The sequence below is a fragment of the Streptomyces sp. DSM 40868 genome (assembly GCF_011820545.1).
Lineage (GTDB): Bacteria > Actinomycetota > Actinomycetes > Streptomycetales > Streptomycetaceae > Streptomyces > Streptomyces eurythermus.
In genome coordinates, this window is sequence record NZ_CP050504.1 from 2,658,931 (window position 1) to 2,679,568 (window position 20,638).

The 20,638-nt window shown below is 72.6% G+C and carries 17 protein-coding genes and 1 riboswitch; of the genes, 4 read left to right on the forward strand and 13 right to left on the reverse strand.

Features of this window, described 5'->3' with window-relative positions; all coding sequences use genetic code 11:
* Nucleotides 1-45: 45 nt before the first annotated feature.
* The 3 genes from HB370_RS12000 to HB370_RS12010 form a co-directional block, all read right to left on the reverse strand.
* Nucleotides 46-1,218 carry an ArsA family ATPase gene (locus tag HB370_RS12000; RefSeq protein WP_167512968.1) on the reverse strand — a complete coding sequence of 391 codons (1,173 nt, stop codon included), beginning with the start codon at nt 1,216-1,218 and terminating at the stop codon, nt 46-48.
* Nucleotides 1,219-1,294: 76 nt separating this feature from the next.
* Nucleotides 1,295-1,738 (reverse strand): SRPBCC family protein, encoded by a 444-nt coding sequence (locus tag HB370_RS12005; RefSeq protein ID WP_030783319.1) that lies wholly within the window; start codon nt 1,736-1,738, stop codon nt 1,295-1,297.
* 133 nt (nt 1,739-1,871) lie between these two features.
* Entirely contained in the window at nt 1,872-2,669 is a 798-nt protein-coding gene (locus HB370_RS12010; RefSeq protein WP_030783318.1) for a metallophosphoesterase, read from the reverse strand.
* 295 nt (nt 2,670-2,964) lie between these two features.
* Here HB370_RS12010 and HB370_RS12015 point away from each other — a divergent pair, with 295 nt between their 5' ends.
* Nucleotides 2,965-4,761 (forward strand): AMP-dependent synthetase/ligase, encoded by a 1,797-nt coding sequence (locus HB370_RS12015; RefSeq protein WP_030783315.1) that lies wholly within the window; start codon nt 2,965-2,967, stop codon nt 4,759-4,761.
* A gap of 99 nt (nt 4,762-4,860) precedes the next feature.
* On the opposite strand, the gene HB370_RS12020 is transcribed toward HB370_RS12015, so the two are convergent.
* Entirely contained in the window at nt 4,861-6,003 is a 1,143-nt protein-coding gene (locus HB370_RS12020) for a glycosyltransferase family 4 protein (RefSeq protein ID WP_030783312.1), read from the reverse strand.
* 128 nt (nt 6,004-6,131) lie between these two features.
* Here HB370_RS12020 and HB370_RS12025 point away from each other — a divergent pair, with 128 nt between their 5' ends.
* Entirely contained in the window at nt 6,132-7,367 is a 1,236-nt protein-coding gene (locus HB370_RS12025) for a glycosyltransferase 87 family protein (protein WP_030783309.1), read from the forward strand.
* Here HB370_RS12025 and HB370_RS12030 read toward each other — a convergent pair.
* The 5 genes from HB370_RS12030 to HB370_RS12050 form a co-directional block, all read right to left on the reverse strand.
* Nucleotides 7,348-8,481 (reverse strand): hypothetical protein, encoded by a 1,134-nt coding sequence (locus HB370_RS12030; RefSeq protein WP_244406023.1) that lies wholly within the window; start codon nt 8,479-8,481, stop codon nt 7,348-7,350. The genes HB370_RS12025 and HB370_RS12030 overlap by 20 nt on opposite strands.
* 72 nt (nt 8,482-8,553) lie before the next feature.
* A complete protein-coding gene (locus tag HB370_RS12035) occupies nt 8,554-9,561 on the reverse strand; it encodes a C40 family peptidase (protein WP_030783301.1) in 1,008 nt (335 codons plus the stop codon).
* Nucleotides 9,562-9,798: 237 nt separating this feature from the next.
* A complete protein-coding gene (locus HB370_RS12040; RefSeq protein WP_030783298.1) occupies nt 9,799-10,869 on the reverse strand; it encodes a C40 family peptidase in 1,071 nt (356 codons plus the stop codon).
* A 222-nt stretch (nt 10,870-11,091) separates the two neighbouring features.
* Complete coding sequence (locus tag HB370_RS12045; protein ID WP_030783295.1) at nt 11,092-12,435, reverse strand: NYN domain-containing protein; 1,344 nt, start codon at nt 12,433-12,435, stop codon at nt 11,092-11,094.
* Between the two features lie 48 nt (nt 12,436-12,483).
* Nucleotides 12,484-12,723 (reverse strand): hypothetical protein, encoded by a 240-nt coding sequence (locus HB370_RS12050; RefSeq protein WP_030783292.1) that lies wholly within the window; start codon nt 12,721-12,723, stop codon nt 12,484-12,486.
* Nucleotides 12,724-12,876: 153 nt separating this feature from the next.
* On the opposite strand from HB370_RS12050, the gene HB370_RS12055 reads away from it, so the two are divergent.
* Together HB370_RS12055 and HB370_RS12060 are read left to right on the forward strand one after the other, a co-directional pair.
* Nucleotides 12,877-13,671: a rhomboid family intramembrane serine protease gene (locus HB370_RS12055; RefSeq protein ID WP_030783290.1), complete on the forward strand. Its 795-nt coding sequence runs from the start codon at nt 12,877-12,879 to the stop codon at nt 13,669-13,671.
* The gene (locus HB370_RS12060; protein WP_030783286.1) at nt 13,668-13,949 is read left to right on the forward strand and encodes an Lrp/AsnC ligand binding domain-containing protein; all 282 of its coding nucleotides are present in this window, start codon (nt 13,668-13,670) and stop codon (nt 13,947-13,949) included. The genes HB370_RS12055 and HB370_RS12060 overlap by 4 nt, the downstream gene beginning before the upstream one ends.
* Nucleotides 13,950-14,653: 704 nt before the next feature.
* On the opposite strand, the gene HB370_RS12065 is transcribed toward HB370_RS12060, so the two are convergent.
* The 4 genes from HB370_RS12065 to HB370_RS12080 form a co-directional block, all read right to left on the reverse strand.
* The gene (locus tag HB370_RS12065) at nt 14,654-16,015 is read right to left on the reverse strand and encodes an aminotransferase class V-fold PLP-dependent enzyme (protein WP_030783283.1); all 1,362 of its coding nucleotides are present in this window, start codon (nt 16,013-16,015) and stop codon (nt 14,654-14,656) included.
* Between the two features lie 148 nt (nt 16,016-16,163).
* Nucleotides 16,164-16,280, reverse strand: a riboswitch (SAM riboswitch).
* Between the two features lie 81 nt (nt 16,281-16,361).
* A complete protein-coding gene (gene trpD / locus HB370_RS12070) occupies nt 16,362-17,426 on the reverse strand; it encodes an anthranilate phosphoribosyltransferase (protein WP_030783280.1) in 1,065 nt (354 codons plus the stop codon).
* A 109-nt stretch (nt 17,427-17,535) separates the two neighbouring features.
* Nucleotides 17,536-19,191: a ubiquinol-cytochrome c reductase cytochrome b subunit gene (locus HB370_RS12075; RefSeq protein ID WP_030783278.1), complete on the reverse strand. Its 1,656-nt coding sequence runs from the start codon at nt 19,189-19,191 to the stop codon at nt 17,536-17,538.
* Entirely contained in the window at nt 19,188-20,255 is a 1,068-nt protein-coding gene (locus HB370_RS12080) for a Rieske 2Fe-2S domain-containing protein (RefSeq protein WP_167512969.1), read from the reverse strand. Before HB370_RS12080 ends, HB370_RS12075 begins: the two co-directional genes overlap by 4 nt.
* Nucleotides 20,256-20,638: the final 383 nt, after the last annotated feature.

Here is a 20,638-nt window from a genome sequence, read left to right on the forward strand (position 1 = left end):
ACTACGGTTCGCCTTTACGACGTTACCCGAACGGGCGTGCCCGGTTCACCGTCCGCCGGCGGGCCACAGGGCCGGGTCCGGCGCGAACCGGATGCGCAGTTCGCCGTCGCGCAGTCCGGCGCCGGCGACGGTGCAGCGGCGCAGCGCGGAGGGCAGCGGAACGATCCGGCGGAAGGGGCCCGTGGTGATCACGAGTTCGTCGCCGCGCCGGACCAGGTCCAGTTCGTCCCGTATCGCCCCGGGCAGCGGGAGGTGCCAGAGCAGCACGCCGTCCTCGGCGATCCGGTCGGTGACGGGCCACTCGACCGGGGCGGACGCCGGCTCGACGGCGGGCACGGCGAGCGCGGTGAGGTCGTCTTCGCCCTGCGGGTCGCGGCCGAGGTGCGGGACGGGGTGGACGTCGTACGCCTCCCGCCACTCGCCGAGCGTCTTGCGCTGCTGGGCGGTCAGCCCGGACAGCCAGGGGTCGGTGGCGGTCTCGGGCAGGGTGCGGTTGGCGATCAGGGCCTCGGTGGCGAGGCCGCGCAGGGCGAGGCCGAGGGTGGCGGTGCGCAGGGCGTCGGCGCCGGCCGGGCCGGGCTCGGCGACCAGGCGCACGGCGGTCGCCCGGTCGGTGAGCACGGCCTCGACGGCGGCCAGCTCGACGTCCCAGCGGGCCGCCGGCTCGTACAGCCACTCGGCGGGCATGGGGACGCCGGCCAGCCGGCCGAGGACCGGGCGCAGGGCGCGGGCGGCCTGCCGCTCGGGCGGCAGCAGGCGGCGCAGGTAGCGGCGCAGTTCCTCGGGCAGGCCGAGCAGGGCGAGGGCCCGCGGGAGCGGCGGGAGGTCCACGACGAGCAGGTCGTAGCGCTCGGAGAGGGCCGCGTCGCGCAGGGCGCGCAGGAAGGACAGTTCCTCGGCGCCGGGCAGCGGGGTGACCTCCTCGGCGTCCAGGCGGGCGGCGCCGAGCAGGTCGAGGACGTTCTCGGCGCGGGTCTGGAAGGCGGTGAGGTCCCGGCGGAAGCCTTCGGTGGCGTCCGGGCGCCAGACGGTCAGGTGCGGCGCGGCCTCGGTGGGGGCCGGTCCTGTCGGGGTGCCCAGGGCGGCGCCCGGGGTGTCGGTGCGGTCGGCGCTCAGCAGGAGGGTGCGGTGGCCCGCACGGGCGGAGGCGAGCGCGGTGGCCGCGGCGACGGTCGTACGGCCGCTGCCGCCCGGGCCCATGATCAGGAGGGTGCGCATGAGGCTGAACCGTACCGTCGCGGGCGGGGGGAGAGCCGGGGAGGACCTGCTCGGGAGGCGTCGGGGCGCCCGGGGGTTACTTCCCCAGGGACTCGACCCGCTCCTTCAGGCCCGCCAGCGCCCGGTCGATGACGACCTTCTCCGCCTTGCGCTTGATCATGCCCAGCATGGGGATCTTGACGTCGACGGTGAGCTGGTAGGTGACCTCGGTGGCGTCCCGGCCGGCCGGCTTGAGCAGGTAGGAGCCGTCCAGGGAGCGCAGCATCTGGGACTTGACCAGGGTCCAGGAGACCTCGTGGTCGCCGTGCCAGGTGTAGGCGAGGGTCTGGTCGTCCTTGATGGCGCCGGCGTCCATGACGAGGCGGACCCGCTCGGCGCGGCCCTGCTCGTCGGCGGAGAGGACCTCGGCCTCCTTCACCTCGCCGGTCCAGTCCGGGTAGCGCGCGAAGTCGGCGATCACCGCCATGACGTCGGCGGGGGCCGCCTCGATCGTGATGCTCGAACTGGTGTGTTCCGCCATCGCCGTGGCTCCTCCGGATGCGCGCCGTGTGGGAGAGGTCGTGTGTGCGCCGGGCCGCGCACGTGTGTGCAGCGTGAAGGCTACCGCGCCGCCGACCTGCCGCCTTCACCCCGCCCGCGGTACCCGCGGTGCCTCACCACTCCAGGGCCCAGGGGGTGCCGGTGCCCGCGAAGTGGCCGACGTTCACGCACTCGGTGGCGCCGATCCGCATCCGGCGCGCGAGGGGCTGGTGCACATGGCCGAAAAGGGCGTATCGCGGCCGGGTGCGGCGGATCGCGTCCAGCAGGGCGCGGCTGCCCCTCTCGAAGCGGCGGGCCACGGTGTCGTAGACGAGTTCGGGCACCTCGGGCGGGATGTGGGTGCACAGCACGTCGACCTCGCCGACGGCCTCGATCTTCGCCGCGTACTCCTCGTCGTCGATCTCGTACGGCGTGCGCATGGGGGTGCGCAGGCCGCCGCCCACGAAGCCGAAGGTCCACCCGCCGATCTCCGCCCGCTGCCCGTCGAGGACCGTCGTGCCGGGCCGGGCGTACTCCGCCCAGAGCTGCGGCATGTCGACATTGCCGTAGGTGGCGTACGTCGGGGTGGGGAACGCGGCGAACAGCTCTTCGTACTGCCGGCGCACCGCCTTCTCGATGGCGGCGGCCCGGTCGGTGCCGATGCCGCCCCACAGCCGGGCGCCGAACTCGCGGGCCTCGGCGAACCGGCGGGCGGTGCGCAGCTCGACGATGCGGTCCGCGTTCTCCTTGCCGAACAGGTCGGGGAAGATCCCGCGCGAGTGGTCGGCGTAGTCGAGGAAGAGGACGAGGTCGCCCAGGCAGATCAGGGCGTCGGCACCGTCGCCGGCCCGGGCCAGGTCGCGGGCGTTGCCGTGCACATCGCTGACCACATGGACCCGGGTCCGCCGGTTGCCGGTGCGTGTGGATGCCATGGTGATCAAGGGTAGGCGTGTGGGGTGTAGGTGAACAGTGCCGGTCCGGCCTGCGGTTACTCGCCGGTCGGTTGGGCCGTGGACTACTGTGCGCGAAGGAAAGCCCGCGTGTGTGACGCACCGAACATCTCACCGGGACCCCCTGTCGTAGACGCCATACCGGCGGGTAACGTCCGGGCAGTCCAGTCGTGCTCGGATTTCAGCCACCGAAGACCCGAGCACCTGCCCGAGCCTTGGACCGCACCGTCGCATCGCACAACGTCGTGGCGCCGGCGCCCTATGAGGAGCAGCAGTCTTGCGCGAGTTCAGCCTTCCGGCTTTGTACGAGGTCCCTGCGGACGGAAATCTGACCGATATCGTCCGCAGAAACGCCGCGCAGCATCCCGACGTCGCCGTCATCGCCCGCAAGGCGGAGGGTGTCTGGCAGGACGTGACCGCCCGGGAGTTCCTGGCCGAGGTGCGCACCGCGGCCAAGGGCCTGATCGCCGCCGGGGTGCAGCCGGGCGACCGGGTGGGCCTGATGTCCCGGACGCGCTACGAGTGGACGCTGCTGGACTTCGCGATCTGGAGCGCGGGCGCCGTCACCGTGCCGGTGTACGAGACCAGTTCGCCGGAGCAGGTGCGCTGGATCCTGTCCGACTCGGGCGCGACCGCCTGTGTGGTGGAGCTGGACAACCACGCGGCGGCCGTGGAGTCGGTGCGCGAGTCGCTGCCCGCGCTGAAGCACGTCTGGCAGATCGAGTCGGGGGCCGTGGCCGAGCTGGGCCGGCTGGGCCAGGGCGTGTCGGACGAGACGGTGGAGGAGCGCAGTTCGCTCGCCCGGGCCGACGACCCGGCGACCATCGTGTACACCAGCGGCACCACCGGGCGCCCCAAGGGCTGTGTGCTCACCCACCGCAGCTTCTTCGCCGAGTGCGGGAACGTGGTGGAGCGGCTGCGTCCGCTGTTCCGCACCGGTGAGTGCTCCGTGCTGCTCTTCCTGCCCCTCGCCCATGTCTTCGGGCGGCTGGTGCAGGTGGCGCCGATGATGGCGCCGATCAAGCTGGGCTGTGTCCCGGACATCAAGAACCTCACGGACGAACTCGCCGCGTTCCGGCCGACGCTGATCCTCGGTGTGCCCCGGGTCTTCGAGAAGGTGTACAACGCGGCGCGAGCCAAGGCGCAGGCCGAGGGCAAGGGGAAGATCTTCGACAAGGCGGCGGACACCGCGATCGCCTACAGCAAGGCGCTGGACACCCCGACCGGCCCGTCGTTCGGCCTGAAGCTGAAGCACAGGATCTTCGACAAGCTGGTCTACGGCAAGCTGCGCGCGGTCCTCGGCGGCCGGGGCGAGTACGCCATCTCCGGTGGCGCCCCGCTCGGCGAGCGGCTCGGCCACTTCTTCCGGGGCATCGGCTTCACGGTGCTGGAGGGGTACGGCCTGACCGAGTCCTGCGCGGCGACCGCGTTCAACCCGTGGGACCGGCAGAAGATCGGCACGGTCGGGCAGCCGCTGCCCGGTTCGGTGGTGCGGATCGCGGACGACGGCGAGGTGCTGCTGCACGGCGAGCACCTGTTCAAGGAGTACTGGAACAATCCGGGCGCGACGGCGGAGGCGCTGGCCGACGGCTGGTTCCACACCGGTGACATCGGCACCCTGGACGAGGACGGCTATCTGCGCATCACCGGCCGGAAGAAGGAGATCATCGTCACGGCGGGCGGCAAGAACGTGGCCCCGGCGGTGATCGAGGACCGGATCCGGGCGCACGCGCTGGTCGCGGAGTGCATGGTGGTGGGCGACGGGCGGCCGTTCGTGGGCGCGCTGGTCACCATCGACGAGGAGTTCCTGGGCCGTTGGGCCGCCGAGCACGGCAAGCCGGCGAACTCCACGGCGGCGTCGCTGAAGGACGACCCGGATCTGCTCGCGGCGGTCCAGGCGGCGGTGGACGACGGCAACGCGGCGGTGTCGAAGGCCGAGTCGGTGCGGAAGTTCCGTGTGCTGTCGGCCCAGTTCACGGAGGAGTCGGGACATCTGACGCCGTCGCTGAAGCTGAAGCGGAACGTGGTGGCGAAGGATTACGCGGACGAGATCGAGGCGATCTACGCCAAGTAGCCGACGGCGCCGTCCGGGGTGCCGGGTGCGGTGCGTCGGCGGCTTTCCGTGTTACGTGGTTGCTCGCGCCGTTCCTCGCGCCCCTTTCGGGGCGCTGCACTACAGCAAAGCCTTCAAGTTCTCCGCCAGCAGGTCCCAGCGCCACTTCTCCTCCACCCAGCGGCGGCCCCGCTCGCCCATCCGCCGTCGCAGTCCGGCGTCCTGCAGGAGGGTCACGATGCGGTCGGCGGCCTCGGCGGGCTCGCCGCCCCTGACCACCCAGCCGGTCTCGCCGTCCAGGACCGCGTCGGGGGCGCCGCCCGAGTCGCCCGCGACGACGGGCAGGCCGGTCGCGGAGGCCTCCAGGTAGACGATGCCGAGGCCCTCCACGTCCAGGCCGCCGCGCCGGGTGCGGCAGGGCATGGCGAACACGTCCCCGGCGCCGTAGTGCGCGGGCAGTTCGGACCAGGGCACGGCGCCGGTGAAGCGCACCGAGCCGGCGACGCCGGTCTCCCGGGCGAGGCGGCGCAGGTCCCGTTCGTACGGGCCGCCGCCGACGATCAGCAGGACGGTGTCCGGTTCGGCGGCCAGGATCCGGGGCATGGCCCGGATCAGGGTGTCCTGGCCCTTGCGCGGCACCAGCCGGGAGACGCAGACGACGACCGGCCGGTCGGTGAGGCCGAGCCGCGCGCGGACGGCGTCGCCGCCGGAGCCGGGGTGGAAGGTCTTCTCGTCGACTCCCGGCGGCAGTTGGACCATCCGTGCGGCCGCCTGCGGGGTCAGGGCGCCGGCGATCCGGGAGCGGGTGTACTCGCCGAGGTAGGTGAGCGTGTCCGTGGACTCCCCGATCCGGCGCAGCAGTTGCCGGGCGGCGGGCAGCTGGGCCCAGCCGGCCTCGTGCCCGTGGGTGGTGGCCACCAGCCGCTCGGCGCCGGCCCTGCGCAGCGCGGGGGCCATGAGTCCGAGCGGGGCCGCCGCGCCGAACCACACCGAGGTGCAGCCGTGCTCGCGCAGCAGCCCGACCGCGCGCCGGGTGGCCCCGGGGGTGGGCAGCAGCATGGTGGTGCGGTCGCGGACGACGGTGAAGGGCTGCTCGGCGTCGAAGGCGGCGGTGGCCTCGGCGCCCTCCCGGCCGCGCTTCCAGGTGGAGGCGTAGACGACCAGCCGGCCGGGCTCCAGGCGGAGGGCCATGTTGTGCAGGAAGGCCTGGATGCCGCCCGGCCGGGGCGGGAAGTCGTTGGTGACGATCAGGGTCTTTCGCATCGCCGCCGACCCTACCGAATGGGCCGACCCCGGCCGGGCGCGGCCGAGTGTGTGGCCCGCGCACAGGACCGGAGGACATCATGGTCGCTCGAAGCGGATTCGAGCGGATTCGAACGGCAGGGGATCACGTGGAGACCAAGGGCGCCGGACGGTCCCCGCTGTGGCTGCTCGCGGCCTGGGCGGCGACCCGCGCGGTGCTGCTGCTGTTCGTGTTCCGGGTGTATGTCTTCCCGGGCCCGGACGTCACCACGGACGTGTCGGTGATCTACCGCGGCTGGTACGAGGTGCTGCGCCAGGGCACGTTTCCGCTGGACGACGTCACCTGGCAGTACCCGCCCGCCGCGGCCCTCGCGATCCTCTCCCCCGCCGCGCTGCCCTTCCTGTCGTACGCGCACGCCTTCTTCACGCTGGTGTGCCTGTGCGACGCCATGGTGCTGGCGCTGCTGGCGTACGCGGGCGCCCGGCCCGGCCGGTCCCCGCGCGGGGCCTGGGTGTGGGTGGCGGGCGTGCCGCTGCTCGGGCCGACGGTGTACGCCCGCTACGACCTGATGGTGACCGCGGTGGCCGTGGCGGCACTGCTGGCCGGGGCCCGGCATCCGCGGGTGCTGGGGGCACTGGCCGCAGTCGGAGCGCTGGTGAAGGTGTGGCCGGCGCTGCTGCTGGCCGGTGCCGCCCGGCGGCGGGCGTGGGGGGCGGCGGCGGCTACCGGGGCGGGCGTCGGGCTGCTGTTCGCCCTGTCCATGCCGGGCGCGTTCGCGTTCCTGACCTTCCAGCGGGAGCGGGGCACCGAGGTGGAGTCGCTGGGCGCCCTGGTGTTCCACGTGGCCCGGCACTTCGGCTGGCGCGGCGAGGTGCTGCTGAACTACGGCTCGATCGAGTTCCTGGGCCCGTGGGTGAACGTGGTGAGCACGGCCGCGCTGGCGCTGACCGCGGCCGCGTTCGGCTGGCTGCTGCTGTGGCGGCTGCGGGCGCGGGAGCTGACGGGGGCCGTTCTCGCCGACGCGGCCCTGACGGCGGTGCTGCTGTTCACGGTGACCAGCCGGGTGCTCAGCCCGCAGTACCTGGTGTGGCTGGTCGGCCTGGCCGCCGTATGCCTGACGCACCGGGCGAGCCGGATGACAGGGCCCGCGCTGATGATCACGGGGGCGTCTTTCCTGACGGTCCTGGAGTTCCCCCTCGGCTTCGCGCACGTGGTGCTGAGCGACGGCTACGGCATCACGCTGCTGGTGCTGCGCAACGGCCTGCTGGTGGCGGCCACCCTCACCGCGGCCCACCACCTGTGGCACACCACGGTCCCACCCCGCCCGGCGACCCCCTTGCCGCCGGGGCGTGGGGCGAGGGTGGTCAGCGCAGGTGGGTCGTGACGTAGTCCTGCCAGCGGGTGGTGAATTCCTGGGGGGTGGTGCCGAGGACCTCGTGCAGGGCCTTCTCGATCGCTCCGGGCCGTTCGCCGTGGGCGCCGACGGCGCGGTAGAAGGCGCCGAGCCGGGCCGCGCCCCACTGTTCGGCGATCATCCGGCAGGCCAGCCAGCCGCTCTCGTAGGCCCGTGCCAGCTTCACGGGGTCGCTGGTGAAGCCGAAGTCCTTGTCGTCGGGCAGGGCCCGGGGCACCTCGCCCGCCCGGACCGCGCGGGCCAGTTCGGGGGCGGCCTCGGCGGGGGTGCGGCCGGTGTCGAGGTAGCCGATCCAGTCGGCGTAGCCCTCGGACAGCCACAGCGGGGAGGCGGCGGTGGTGTCCGCCCGGGTGGCCACGTGGGTCGTCTCGTGGGTGAGGACGATCTGCTTGCCGGCGTCGCCGAGCATGGCGTACGCCTCCGGGTTGACCACCACCCGGTCCGCGGGCGCCCGCCCCGAGCCGCCCGCCTCGCCCGTGGTGACCGCGGCGATGCCCTTGTATTCGGCGGCCGGCGCGCCGAGGAGGGCCGCCATGCCCGCCAGCGACTCGGGGACGAGGACGACCACCCGGCGGCTCCAGCGCGTGCCCCACACCCCGGAGACGGCCGGGACCGCCCGGTCGGCCAGCCGCGCGAACCCACTCAGGCCGGCCGTGCCGCCGGTGCCGAGCACCAGGCTGTGCGCGCCCCGGACGGCGCTCACCGTGCCCTGGTCCCACAGCTGCTGCCCGGCCTCCCTCGCGGGCCGCTCGGTGGCGACGTACCAGTGGCCGTCGGCGGTACGGCCCAGGGTGAGGGTGCGGCGGGCGTCGACCGGGGCCTTGTCGTAGCCGGCGACGCGGTAGCTCAGCTCGGCGTCGGCGGTGGCCCCGGAGGCGGTGCGGCGCACGGTGGTGACCCGGTAGGCGAAGGAGGCCAGCGGCAGGGCGCGCAGCCGGGTGTACTGGGCGCGGGTGCCCGTCGCGGCGTACGCCTGCTCGTCGTGGCCGAGCAGCGCGGCCGAGCGCCGGTCCAGCATCCGCTGCACCTCGGTGCGCACCGGATCGGCCGCCGGCCGCTCCTCGCACCCGGTGAGCAGCAGCACGAGCCCTACGGCTCCGATCCTCCACGCCCGCCCGCGACCAGCCACTGCCCGATGGTACGGCGCGCGGCCCGGTCAGGGCCGGGTGACCGAGGAGACCGGCATCATGCCGACCGGGTCGTAGCGCACCGGCGCGCCGGGGTAGGGCGCGTGGATGACCTGGCCGTGGCCCGCGTACAGCGCCACATGGCTGGCGTCGGAGCGGTAGACGACCAGGTCGCCGGGGCGGGCCTGGGAGAGCGGGACCCGCCGGCCGGCGAACCGCTGCTCCTGCGAGGTGCGCGGCAGCCGGATGCCGGCGTGCGCGTACGCCCACTGCGTCAGGCCCGAACAGTCGAAGCCCGCCGGGCCGTTGGCGCCCCACACATAGGGGCGGCCGAGCGCGGCGCGGGCGGCGGCCAGGGCGGCGGCGGCCCGGCCGTCGGGGGCGTCGGCACCGGCCGGGGCGGGCAGGCCCGGGCGGCTGCCGCGCGAGGCCCGGGCCAAGGCGGCGCGTTCACCGGCGGACATGGCGTCGATCAGCTGCCGGGCCCGGGCGAGTTTGCGCTCCACGGTCCGCTTGTGGGCGGCCACGGCCCTGCGGCTGCGTTCCAGTTCGGTGAGGGCGTCGGCGGCCTCCGCGCGCTCCTGGGCGAGTTCGCGCAGCGCGGACCGCAACTCCCGCAGCCGGCCGGCCTGCCGGGCCCCGAGGCGGTCGAGCAGGGCCGCCTTGTCCAGGTAGTCCTCGGGCCCGGCGGAGAAGAACAGGGCCACGGCCGGGTCGAGGCCGCCGGAGCGGTACTGCGCGCCGGCCAGTGAACCGAGTTGCTCCCGCAGGTCGTTGACGCGCTGCTGCTGCCGGGCCAGGTGGTCCCGGGTGACGCGCAGCCGCCGGCGCAGTTCACCGGCGCGCTCGTCGGCCTCGTCGTAGGCCTGGGTGGCCTTCTCGGCCTCCGCGTACAGCCGGTCCAGCTCGGCGCGGCCACCGGTGCCCGGCGCCGCGTGTGCCGGTACGGCGCCGAGTGCCGCCGCGGCCGACAGCACGCACAGGGCGGCGGCGCCCCGGTCGAATCCGGACGGTGCAAGGCGGCGATGGGACCCCACGGCAGTCCTTCTGCTGGCGGACGTCTGATCCGTTGCCCCGGCGCCGGGGACGGGGAGGCCCCGGCACCGGGAAACGCGGCAGACAGTAGCCGCGCGCGGGGGTCCGGACCAAAGACCTCGCGTCAACACATGCTGACGCCCCGCCGCTGACGCAGGTCACCGGCGGGGCGTGGGGTCAGTTCCGGTTCCGGTGATTCGCCCGTTCGGGCGCCACCGGGTCCGTGTGTCGCGGGGGTGTCAGACGCGCACGCCCCACATGAACGGACCACCGATGGTGTTCATGGACTCGTACCGGACGACCGTGCCGGTGCGCGGGGCGTGCAGGACCTGGCCGTTGCCCGCGTACAGGCCGACGTGGTGCAGGTCGTTGAAGAAGAAGACCAGGTCACCGACCTTCAGATCGCTGACCGAGGTGATCCGCGTGCCGATCTGGGACTGCGCCTCGGAGGTGCGCGGGATGGAGACGCCGGCCTGGGCGTAGGCCCAGGAGGTCAGGCCCGAGCAGTCGAAGGAGGAGGGGCCGGTGGCGCCGTAGACGTACGGCGAGCCGAGCCTGGTCTGGGCGGCGGAGAAGGCCGCCTGGGCCCGGCCGGAGGCGGGCACGGACTCGCCGAGGTCGGGGCGCTCGCTGCCGCCGGTGGAGCGGCTGGCGCGTTCCTGGCTCTCCTGGGCGCGCTTCTGGTCCTGTTCGGCGAGCTGCTGCTTCTCCTTGGCGGTCAGGGTGTTCAGCAGCCGCTGGGCCTCGCCGAGCTTGGCCTGGACTTCCTTCTTCTTGTTGCCCAGTTCGGTGCGGGTGGCGGAGAGGTCCTTGAGCTTCTCGGTGGCCTCGGCCCGCTCCTGGGCGAGTTCGCGCTGCTTGTCCTGGATCTTCTTCAGCGCGTCGACCTGCTGGCTGCTCAACTGGTCGAGCGTGGACGCCTTGTCGAGGTAGTCGTCCGGGTTCGAGGACAGGAACAGCTGGACCGAGGCGTCGATGCCGCCGGAGCGGTACTGGGCGGTGGCCAGCGAACCCAGGCCGTCACGGAGCTTGTTGAGCTCCTCCTGACCGCGGGCGACGTTGTCCTGGATGGTGGAGATTTCCTTCTGCAGCTTCTGCTGCTTCTCCTTGGCGCCGTTGTACTTCTCGGTCGCCTGCTCGGCCTGCTCGTAGAGCTTGTCGACCTTCGCCTTCACCTCGTCCTTGCTCAGCTTCTCGCTGGGAGCGGCGTTGGCGGCGTTCGCGCTGAGCGCGACGGCAGCGGCGGCTGCGGTGGTCAGCACGGTCACGCGGGTGCGACTCGGCTGCTTGGGTCGACGGTGGGACGCCACGGAGGGGGAACTCCTTCTTGAGAGTGATCACCCGTTCGGAGGTTCGAGCCAGACCCTAGTGACCTAGTTGTGATCAGTTCAAATCCTCACGGCAAAAAAACCCGTCACGCCATGCATTCTTTGCACACAACTCACGTGCAGTGAGGCACGACTGACCCTACGTCGCGTGACGACAAGGCCAATTCGGGCGTTACCGGCGCCTGTTGGACCTTCGGGACACCGTCAGGCCAACCGCTTCAGAAGCACCGCGGAAGCCACCGGCCGGGCACCCGCCTTGGCGACCCCGTCGGCCACCTCCCGGTCGGTGGAGGCGACGATGACCGGGCGTCCCGGCGGCTCGGCGCGCACCAACTGCCGGATCAGCTCGTCGGCGGTCACGCCCGGCTTCGAGAACAGAACCCGCACCCCGCGCGGCGGTGCGAGCAGTACCGGCGCGGCCAGTTCGGCGCCGTCGAAGACACAGGTCACCTCGGCGCCGGTCTGCGCGGCGAGCGCCGAGAGCTGGCCCAGCAGCCGCAGCCGCTGCTTCTCCAGCGGCATCTGCGGATAGCCGGTCTTGGTCACGTTGTAGCCGTCGACGACCAGATGCACCTGCGGCAGCGCCAGCAACTGGTCGAGAATGGCCGGGTCGTTCTCCGACAGGGCGCGCGCCGCGATGTCCTTCGGGGTCATCCTGCCCGGCTCCACCGCGTCGACCGTCTCGGCCGGGCGCACCGACACCGGCGGCAGGGCGAGTTCGCGCCGGAGCCCCTGGGTGGCGTCCAGCAGGGTGTCGAGCAGCAGCCGTACCCGCATGTCCTCCACGCTGCGGCCCTCCCGGGCCGCCCGGCGGGTGGCCTCCAGCGCGGCCTCCGCCTCGCCGAGGCGGGCCTTGAGCCGCCGGGACTCGCTCTCCGCGGCCGACACCTGCGCCTGCGCCTCCGCGCGTACGGCGTCGATCTCGCCGTGCGCCTTGCGCAGCGCGGCCTCACCCCGCTTGACGTCGCTGAGCGCGGCACGCAGCTTGCGGTGCAGCGACTCCGCTTCCTTCCGCGCCGACTCCAGCTCCGTACGCAGCCGTTCGGTCTCGGTCCGGGTGTGCTCGCGGGCCTGCGCCAGCTCCGCGCGCAGCCGCTCCAGCTCGGCCCGGCTCTCCTCGCCGGCCCGCTCGGCGTCCGCGCGCTGGGCCTCCTCGCCGGCCGCGGTGACCAGCTTCACCCAGCCCGCCGGGCGCAGCACATAGGCCGCGGCCGCCACGTCGAGCGGGTCGGCGGCCGGGGGCGGGGAACCGGCGTCGAGGGCTCCGGAGAGTTCCGGCTGCGCCTCCCGGAACCGTTCGCCGATCCGCTGCCGGAACAGCGCGTCGGTCTCCAGCGCCGCCGCCATCGCGTTCCCGGCGAACTTCGCCCGGCGATTCGGGGCGAATCTGGCGTACTGCCTCAGCTGGGCGGGCAGTTCCGCCAGGGTCAGCCCGCCGAAGCCGTCCGACACGATCTGTACGACCCGCCGGCGCACGCCGTCGGGCAGCGGACGGTCAAGCACCTCAGCGGTGCCGTCGCCCGGCCCCCCGCCTGCGGTCTCCACCATCCGTCACACACCCCAATACCGAAAAAGTCCCTCCGGGGGCCGCTCCGCTCAGGAGCCGGCGCCCGGCCTGTCCACGAGTTCCACCTGGTCCACCGCGTTGCACCAGCGACAGCGCACCGACTCGATGGTCTCACTGACCACCTCGCGCTCCTCCACCGTCGGCTCACCGGCCAGGTCCAGGTGCAGGTACTCGACGACCTTCGACGAGCGGGTCACGTCGAAACGGGTGAGGTTGCCGCAGAGGGTGCAGCGCCACCGGGTCGTGGCGGTCGGCAGGGGAACCGTCATCGCGCTGGTTCGCTTCCTTCTCGTGTCGGTCCGCGCCGCTCCCCGACGCGTGTGGCTCGTAACCCTACGGCCTGGCGGCCGCTCGCCGCCCGTCCGTTCCGGGCGGCGAGGCGGTCTGTCGGGTTGCGTCCCGTTACGTCATGCTCTGTAGTCATGATCAGCTCCAGGAGCACGGCGGCCGGCAGGACCCTCAGAGCGGTCCGGGACACCCCGGCGCCGGTGACATACGGCCTCATCGCCCTGTGCTGTGTGCTCTTCGCCCTCGGACCGGCCTCCGGGCTGGTACCGGGATACGGCACCGGGGACGCGCTGCTCGCCGCGCAGCGGGCGTACTTCCGGCACTGGGGGGTGGTCCCGGCCGAGCTGTTCGACGGGCCGGCCGGGGCCGCGCTCACCCCGGCCACCGCGCTGTTCGTGCACGGCAGCTGGGTGCACCTGCTCGGCAACATGCTCTTCCTCTTCGTCTTCGGAGCGATGACCGAGGAACGGATGGGCCGGGTGGAGTTCACCCTCTTCTACGTCGGCTGCGGCTGTGGTGCCCTGCTCGGCTACGCGGTGGCCAACGCCGCCTCCGGACAGTCGCTGGTCGGCGCCTCCGGTGCGGTCTCGGCGGTCCTCGGGGCCTTCCTGTACCTGTTCCCCCGTGCGCGGGTGACCAGTCTGCTGCCGTTCCTGTTCTTCCTGCCGCTGCGCTTCCCGGCCTGGGTCGTGCTGCCCTGCTGGGCGGCCCTGCAGTGGCTGGCGGCCGAGCGCGCCCCCGACGGGCCCGGGGTGGCCTACCTCGCCCACCTGGTGGGTTTCGGCCTGGGCTTCGGCTACGCGTGGGTGCGCTACGGAAGGCGGAGGGGCACGAGGGGTGACGTCGGCGGGGCGGTGGTGGGTGACGGGCGGGCGACTAGAGTGAAGGGCGCACCGGCTCCGGTCACCGAGGGAGAGAGACAACCGTGATCACCGCGATCGTCCTGATCAAAACCAGCGTGGACCGGATCCCCGAGATCGCCGAGCGGATCGCCGCGCTGGAGAGCGTGAGCGAGGTCTTCTCGGTCACCGGCACGTACGACCTGATCGCCATGGTCCGGGTCGCCCGGCACGAGGACCTCGCCGAGGTCATCCCGGGCCGCATCAGCAAGATCCCCGGCGTGCAGGCCACGGACACGCACGTCGCGTTCCGCACCTACTCCCAGCACGACCTGGAAGCCGCGTTCGCGATCGGCCTGGACAGCTAGGGTCTCCACCGCCGCGATGCCGGCGTCGGAGAGCACGTAGCGGCGGACGGCCGGGGTACGCCGGTCCGTCGCCCGCGCGCATACCGTGCCGCCGGCCACCACCGCGTACGGCCCCCGAGGAGCCGTGGGCCCGGGAGCCGTCGGCGGCCCGGACCGCGAAACCGTGCCCGAGCCCTGCCGAGGTCCGGCGCGCGGCCGCCCGCCGCCGGGGCCGTCCCGGAACCGGCCTGCCCGCGGCCACAGCCGCCGTCCGTCACCGTCCGGACATGCTGGTGTGCGACCGGAGCGTTTCGCGAACGGGGTGCCGCTTACGCGGGGCGACGGCCCGCGCGTCGGGGCCGCCACTTCCCGGAGCCGGCCCGCGCGTCCGGCGCCGGCCGGGCGTCGCGGGACTGCCGGGTGCTGATCGCGCCGTCCGCGACGAGCGGGGGGCCGGCCAGGGCCTGGCCGGCCTCTTCCCGCCGCCGCCGACGGCGTACCGGGCCGGCGCCCGTGCCGCCGACGCGGGCCGGCGCGTCCGCGCCGAGCGAGACCGGGACGGCCCGGCCCGGGCCCGCCGGAGGCGCGGGGCCGCGGTCGGCCGCCAGGCGGGCTCACCGCGGTCAGCCGGTCCCTCGGCGCGCGGCGGCCGCACCGCCGTGCGTCAAGGGAAGTTCATGCGCGTCCGCCCGCCCGCCGGGGCCGGCTGCCCCGCGAGGCACTGCTCAGACCGCCGGCACGCAGCGCCCCTCCTCCGTGCGGTACTGCCACTTCGCGCCGTCCCGGACCAGTTCGCGGACGGCGTTCACGAAGCGGTCCACGTGCTCGTCGGGGGTGCCCGCGCCGAAGCTGACGCGGATGGCGTTGAGGGACTTCTCGCCGGGGGCCGCCTCGGGGGCGCCGCACTCGCCCTGGGTCCCCGGGTCGGTGCCGAGCAGGGTGCGCACCAGCGGGTGGGCGCAGAAGAGGCCGTCGCGGACGCCGATGCCGTACTCGGCGGAGAGCGCGGCGGCGAAGTGGGAGCTGTTCCAGCCGTCGACGACGAAGGAGAGGACGCCGACGCGCGGGGCGTCGTCGCCGAACAGGGACAGCACGCGCACCTCGGGCACCTCGGCCAGGCCCGCGCGGACCTTGGCGATCAGGTGCTGTTCGCGGGCGACCAGGGTGTCCCAGCCGGCCTCGGTGAGGGCCTTGCAGGCGGCGGCGATGGCGTAGGCGCCGATGACGTTCGGGGAGCCGGCCTCGTGGCGGGCCGCGCTCTCGTGCCACTCGACGGCCACCCCACCGTCCTCGCGCCGGGTCACCTTGCGGCTGGCGCCGCCGCCCGCGAGGTAGGGCTCGGCCGCCTGGAGCCAGTCGGCGCGGCCGGCCAGGACGCCGGAGCCGAAGGGGGCGTACAGCTTGTGGCCGGAGAAGGCGATCCAGTCGACGTCGAGTTCCGTGACGGACACCGGGTGGTGCGGGGCGAGTTGGGCGGCGTCCAGGACGATCCGGGCGCCGTGGGCGTGCGCGGCGGCGGCCAGTTCGCGCACCGGCCACAGCTCGCCGGTGACGTTGGAGGCGCCGGTGACACAGACCAGGGCGGGGCCGTACGGGTCGCGGCCGGCCAGGGCCCGCTCCAGGATCTCCACGGCCTGGCCGGGGGTGCGCGGGGCGTCGAGGTAGGTGACGTGGGCGTGCTGCCAGGGCAGCAGGGAGGCGTGGTGCTCGGTCTCGAAGACGAAGACCTGGCAGCCGGCCGGGATCGCCCGGGCCAGCAGGTTCAGGGAGTCGGTGGTGGAGCGGGTGAAGACCACCTGGTCGCCGGCCCGGCAGCCGAGGAACTCGGCGACCGTCCCGCGGGCGTTCTCGAACAGGTCGGTGGAGAGCTGGGAGAGGTAGCCGGCCCCGCGGTGGACGCTGCCGTAGTACGGGGCGTAGGCGGCGACGTCGTCCCAGACGCGCTGGAGGGCGGGGGCGCTGGCCGCGTAGTCGAGGGCCGCGTAGGTGACCTCCCCACCGGTGACCAGCGGGACGGTGACATCCCGCCCCAGAACGGGCAGAGGGGTGCAAAGCGACTGGTCGGCGGCAGCGGTGGAGACAGACATGACGGACTCCCGTGACGGAATACGAGGAAAGCTGAAGGAAGCTGAAGAAAAAGAGGAAAGGGTGTGCGGAGGCGGGGCTCTGCGGCCCTAACGCATTCGCTTGCTCACGGAAGACTCCTCGACGACCAGGATCCCTGGTGGCACGAGGGATCCGCGCTTGCCGTGGACCTTGCTGTCCACGGCCTGGTCTTCACCCGGGGCACCCCGCCACGGACGGAGGGTTGCCGGACAGTCGGCCGGGGCCTCATGACTGTCACTCATGACCTGGTACAGGAACGTACGTGAAGTGATCGCCGCCCCGCAACCCGGTGTCCGGATCGCGGGACGGCCTGCCCTGCCGGGCCGGTCAGGCGTTGCTGGCGGCCACCCACCGCTCCAGCACCCGCCGGGCCGCCCCGGAGTCGATGGACTCGGCGGCCTTCGCGAGCCCCGCGCGGATCTGGTCGGCGAGCGGCTCGTCCGTCGGGTCGAGGGCCACCAGCGCCGCCGCCGCGTTCAGTTCCACGGCGTCCCGTACGGCACCGCGCTCGCCGTCCAGCAGTCTGCGGGCGACCTCCGCGTTGTAGGCCGGGTCGCCGCCGCTCAGGGCCTCCACCGGGACCAGGTCGATGCCGACGTCCCGGGGGTCGAAGGACTCCTCGGTGACCTTGCCGTCGCGCACCACCCACACCCGGGAGGTGGCGGTCGTGGTCAGTTCGTCCAGCCCGTCGTCACCGCGGAAGACCAGCGAGGAGTTGCCGCGTTCGGCGAGCACGCCGGCGACGATCGGCGCCTCGCGGGCGACGGCCACGCCGATCGCCTGGGCCCGCACCTGCGCCGGATTGGTCAGCGGGCCGAGCAGGTTGAACACCGTCCGGATGCCCAACTGGCCGCGCGCGGCGCCGACATGACGCAGCGCCGGGTGGAACTTCACGGCGAAGCAGAAGGTGATGCCGGCCTCCTCCGCGACCTCGGCCACCCGGCGGGGCGTGAGGTCGAGGTTGACCCCGAGCTGCTCCAGCACGTCGGAGGAGCCGGACGCCGAGGACGCGGCCCGGTTGCCGTGCTTGACGACCTTCGCGCCCGTGCCGGCGACGACGAGCGAGGCCATCGTGGAGATGTTCACCGTCTTGGCGCCGTCGCCGCCGGTGCCGACGATGTCGACGGTGCGGCCGGGCACCTCGATCACGTTCGCGTGCCGGTACATGGTGCGGACCAGGCCGGTGATCTCCTCGACCGTCTGTCCCTTCGCCCGCAGGGCCACCGCGAACCCGGCGATCTGCGCGTCGGTCGCCTCGCCGCGCATGATCTTGTCCATCGCCCAGGCGGTGTCGTCCGCGGCGAGGTCCCGGCCCTCCAGCAGGCCGTTCAGCAGGGCGGGCCAGGAGCGGCCCGCCGCGGTGTCGCCTCCAGCGGGGGTCACAGCGCTCATCAGCCGCTCCTTGTCCGGTTGCCTGCTCGTCGTACACCACCCTATCCAGCCGGACGCGCGCCGAGGGGCCCCGTCCGGGTCGCGGACGGGGCCCCTCGGCGCGCCGGGATCAGTGGTGCCCGTGGCCGCTCGCGATCTCCTTGTACTCGTCGACGGTCGGCTTGGGGATCTGGCTCTCCTCGCCGTAGTAGGCGTGGGACAGCTTCACGCGCAGCTTCTCCGAGGCCGGGACCTTGCGCTCGACGCCGTTCTCGTCGACGGTCGGGCCGATCTCGGCCGGCGTGTACTGCTTGTGCGAGGTGAGGGTGTGCAGCTGCTCCTGGCTGAGCGGCTCGTGCACCTCGATGAACTCTCCGTGCGGAAGCCGCTTGATGATGCCGGTCTCGCGGCCGTGCAGCACCTTGTCGCGGTCCCGGCGCTGCAGGCCCAGGCAGATCCGCTTGGTGATGAGGAAGGTGATGACCGGGCCGACGAAGTAGGCGATCCGGACGAACCAGGTGACGGCGTTGATCGACAGGTGGAAGTGGGTGGCGACGATGTCGTTGCCGCCGCCGATCAGCATCACGAAGTACACGGTCAGCCAGGCGACGCCGAACGCGGTGCGGGTGGCGGCGTTGCGCGGGCGGTCCAGGATGTGGTGCTCGCGCTTGTCGCCGGTGATCCACGCCTCCACGAACGGGTAGACCGCGATGGCCACGAGGATCAGGCCGAACACGACCAGCGGGATGAACACGCCGAGGACGAGGGTGTGGCCCCAGAAGTTGATCTCCCAGCCCGGCATGGCGCGGATGAGGCCCTCGGCCATGCCCATGTACCAGTCGGGCTGGGCGCCGGTGGAGACCTGGTCGGGGCGGTAGGGGCCCATGGCCCAGATCGGGTTGATCTGGGCGACGGCGGCCAGGGCCGCGAGGGCGCCGAAGACCAGGAAGAAGAAGCCTCCGGCCTTGGCCATGTAGACCGGCAGCAGAGGCATGCCGACGACGTTGGTCTCGGTCTTGCCGGGGCCCGCGAACTGGGTGTGCTTGTGGTAGAAGACGAGGATCAGGTGGGCCACCACGAGGCCCAGCATGATGCCCGGCAGCAGCAGGATGTGGATGGTGTAGAACCGGGCCACGAACTCGTGGCCGGGGAACTCCCCGCCGAAGAGGAAGAACGACAGGTACGTGCCGACGATCGGCACGGACAGGATCGCGCCCTCCATGAAGCGGACACCGGTGCCGGAGAGCAGGTCGTCCGGGAGCGAGTAGCCGGTGAAGCCGGTGAACATGCCGAGGACGAACAGCAGGAAGCCGAACAGCCAGTTCAGCTCGCGCGGCTTGCGGAACGCGCCGGAGAAGAACACGCGCATCATGTGCACGAACATCCCGGCGATGAACACGACCGCGCCCCAGTGGTGGATCTGCCGCATGAGCAGGCCGCCGCGCACGTCGAAGGAGATGTGCAGGGTGGAGCTGAACGCCTCGGACATCATCTGTCCCTGGAGCGGCACATAACCGCCGTGGTACTCCACCTCGTTCATCGACGGGTGGAAGAACAGCGTCAGGAAGACACCCGTCAGGATGATGATCAGAAACGAGTAGAGGCAGATCTCGCCCAGCATGAACGACCAGTGGTCGGGGAAGATCTTGCGCATGTTGGCCTTGGCCAGGCTGTAGAGCCCCAGCCGTCCGTCGGCCCAGTCGGCGAGGCGCTCGCCCGCCGGTGCCGTCCCGCGAGAACGGCCGGCCGCGCCGGGTCGAGGGGTTTCGTTCGCTGCAGTACTCATCCGCGCTCCCAGAAAGCAGGACCGACGGGCTCCTCGAAGTCGCCGAGCGCCTGGAGGTAACCCTCGCTGTCCACGCCGATGCGCAGTTGCGGAAGGGCGTGGCCGGCGGGGCCGAAGATCACTCGGGCGCCGTCGGTGAGGTCGAAGGTGGACTGGTGGCAGGGGCACAGCACGTGGTGCGTCTGCTGCTCGTACAGCGAGATCGGGCAGCCCACGTGGGTGCAGATCTTCGAGTAGGCGACGACGCCCTGGTGCGACCAGTCGAGCTCGCGCTTGTCCTTGATGTCGTCCGGCTGGAGCCGGATGACCATCAGGGCGGCCTTGGCGATCTCGTTCTGGAAGTCCTCGTCGTGTTCCGCGAGGCCGTCGGGCATGGCGAAGGTCAGCGAGCCGACGGCCACGTCCTCCGGGCGCAGCGGCTGGCCGGTGTTCATGTTGACCAGGCGCTTGCCCTTGGCCCACAGGGTGTGGCGCAGCTTGGTGCCGGGTGCCGGTCCGAGACCGCCGAGCAGCATCAGACCGGTCAGCGGCACCAGCGCCATCGCGCCGAGCAGGGTGTTGCGGATCAGCTTGCGGCGGCCGAACCCGGACTCCGCGGCACCCTGGCGGAAGTCCGCGTGGACCTTGGCCCGCACCTCGGGTGACGCCTCGATGGGGTGCCGGTCGTCGGCGATCTCCACGTCCGACATCAGGGTGCGCGCCCAGTGGACCGCGCCCGCGCCGATGCAGAACAGCGCCACGCCCAGCGTGAGCCCCAGTGCGAAGTTCATCGCGCTCAGGTGGCCGAGGGGGAAGACGAAAATCGACTTGTCGTTGGGAATCAGCAGATAGGCGACGATGAAGCCGATCGTGGCCAGCATCGACACCGTGAACAGGAACGCCACCGCGCGCTCGGACCGCTTGGCGGCCCGCTCGTCGATGTCCTGGATCCGGTGCTCGTGCGGCGGCAGTCCGGGGTCCGCGAACGGATTCTCCTCGTCGGCCACGGAGACGGCACCGTGCACACCGTCGCCGGCGGGCTGCTCGGCACGCGGACGCCCTTCCGGCATGTCCCGGTTTCCCATAGTGCTCCAGACCGCCGTGGTTTGGTGTATTCACACCGTACTACGCAGATTGTCCGGATAGCCGGGCCATTACTCCGGCCGGGGGTGTTTTGAACGCAAGGGCCGGAACCGCCTGCCGGCCCCCTCGGCCGGAAGGGCCGCACACGCCCGGCCGGAAGGGCGCGCGCACCGCCGGACAGCCGGGCCCGGCGCTGTCGGGCCAGGCCCTGTTCATCACCCCGCAATCCAGCCAACCGTGAATCGGCGTTAGGAAGCTCACGTTTAGCGGGCCGCTGCGGTAAATCGGCCCTGCGGTGGAACCCGACGGTTCATCAACTCGCTGCGGTATGGCGGGATTAGGTCAAACAGCCAACCGAACGTTATCATCTGGTGACCTTGCCGGT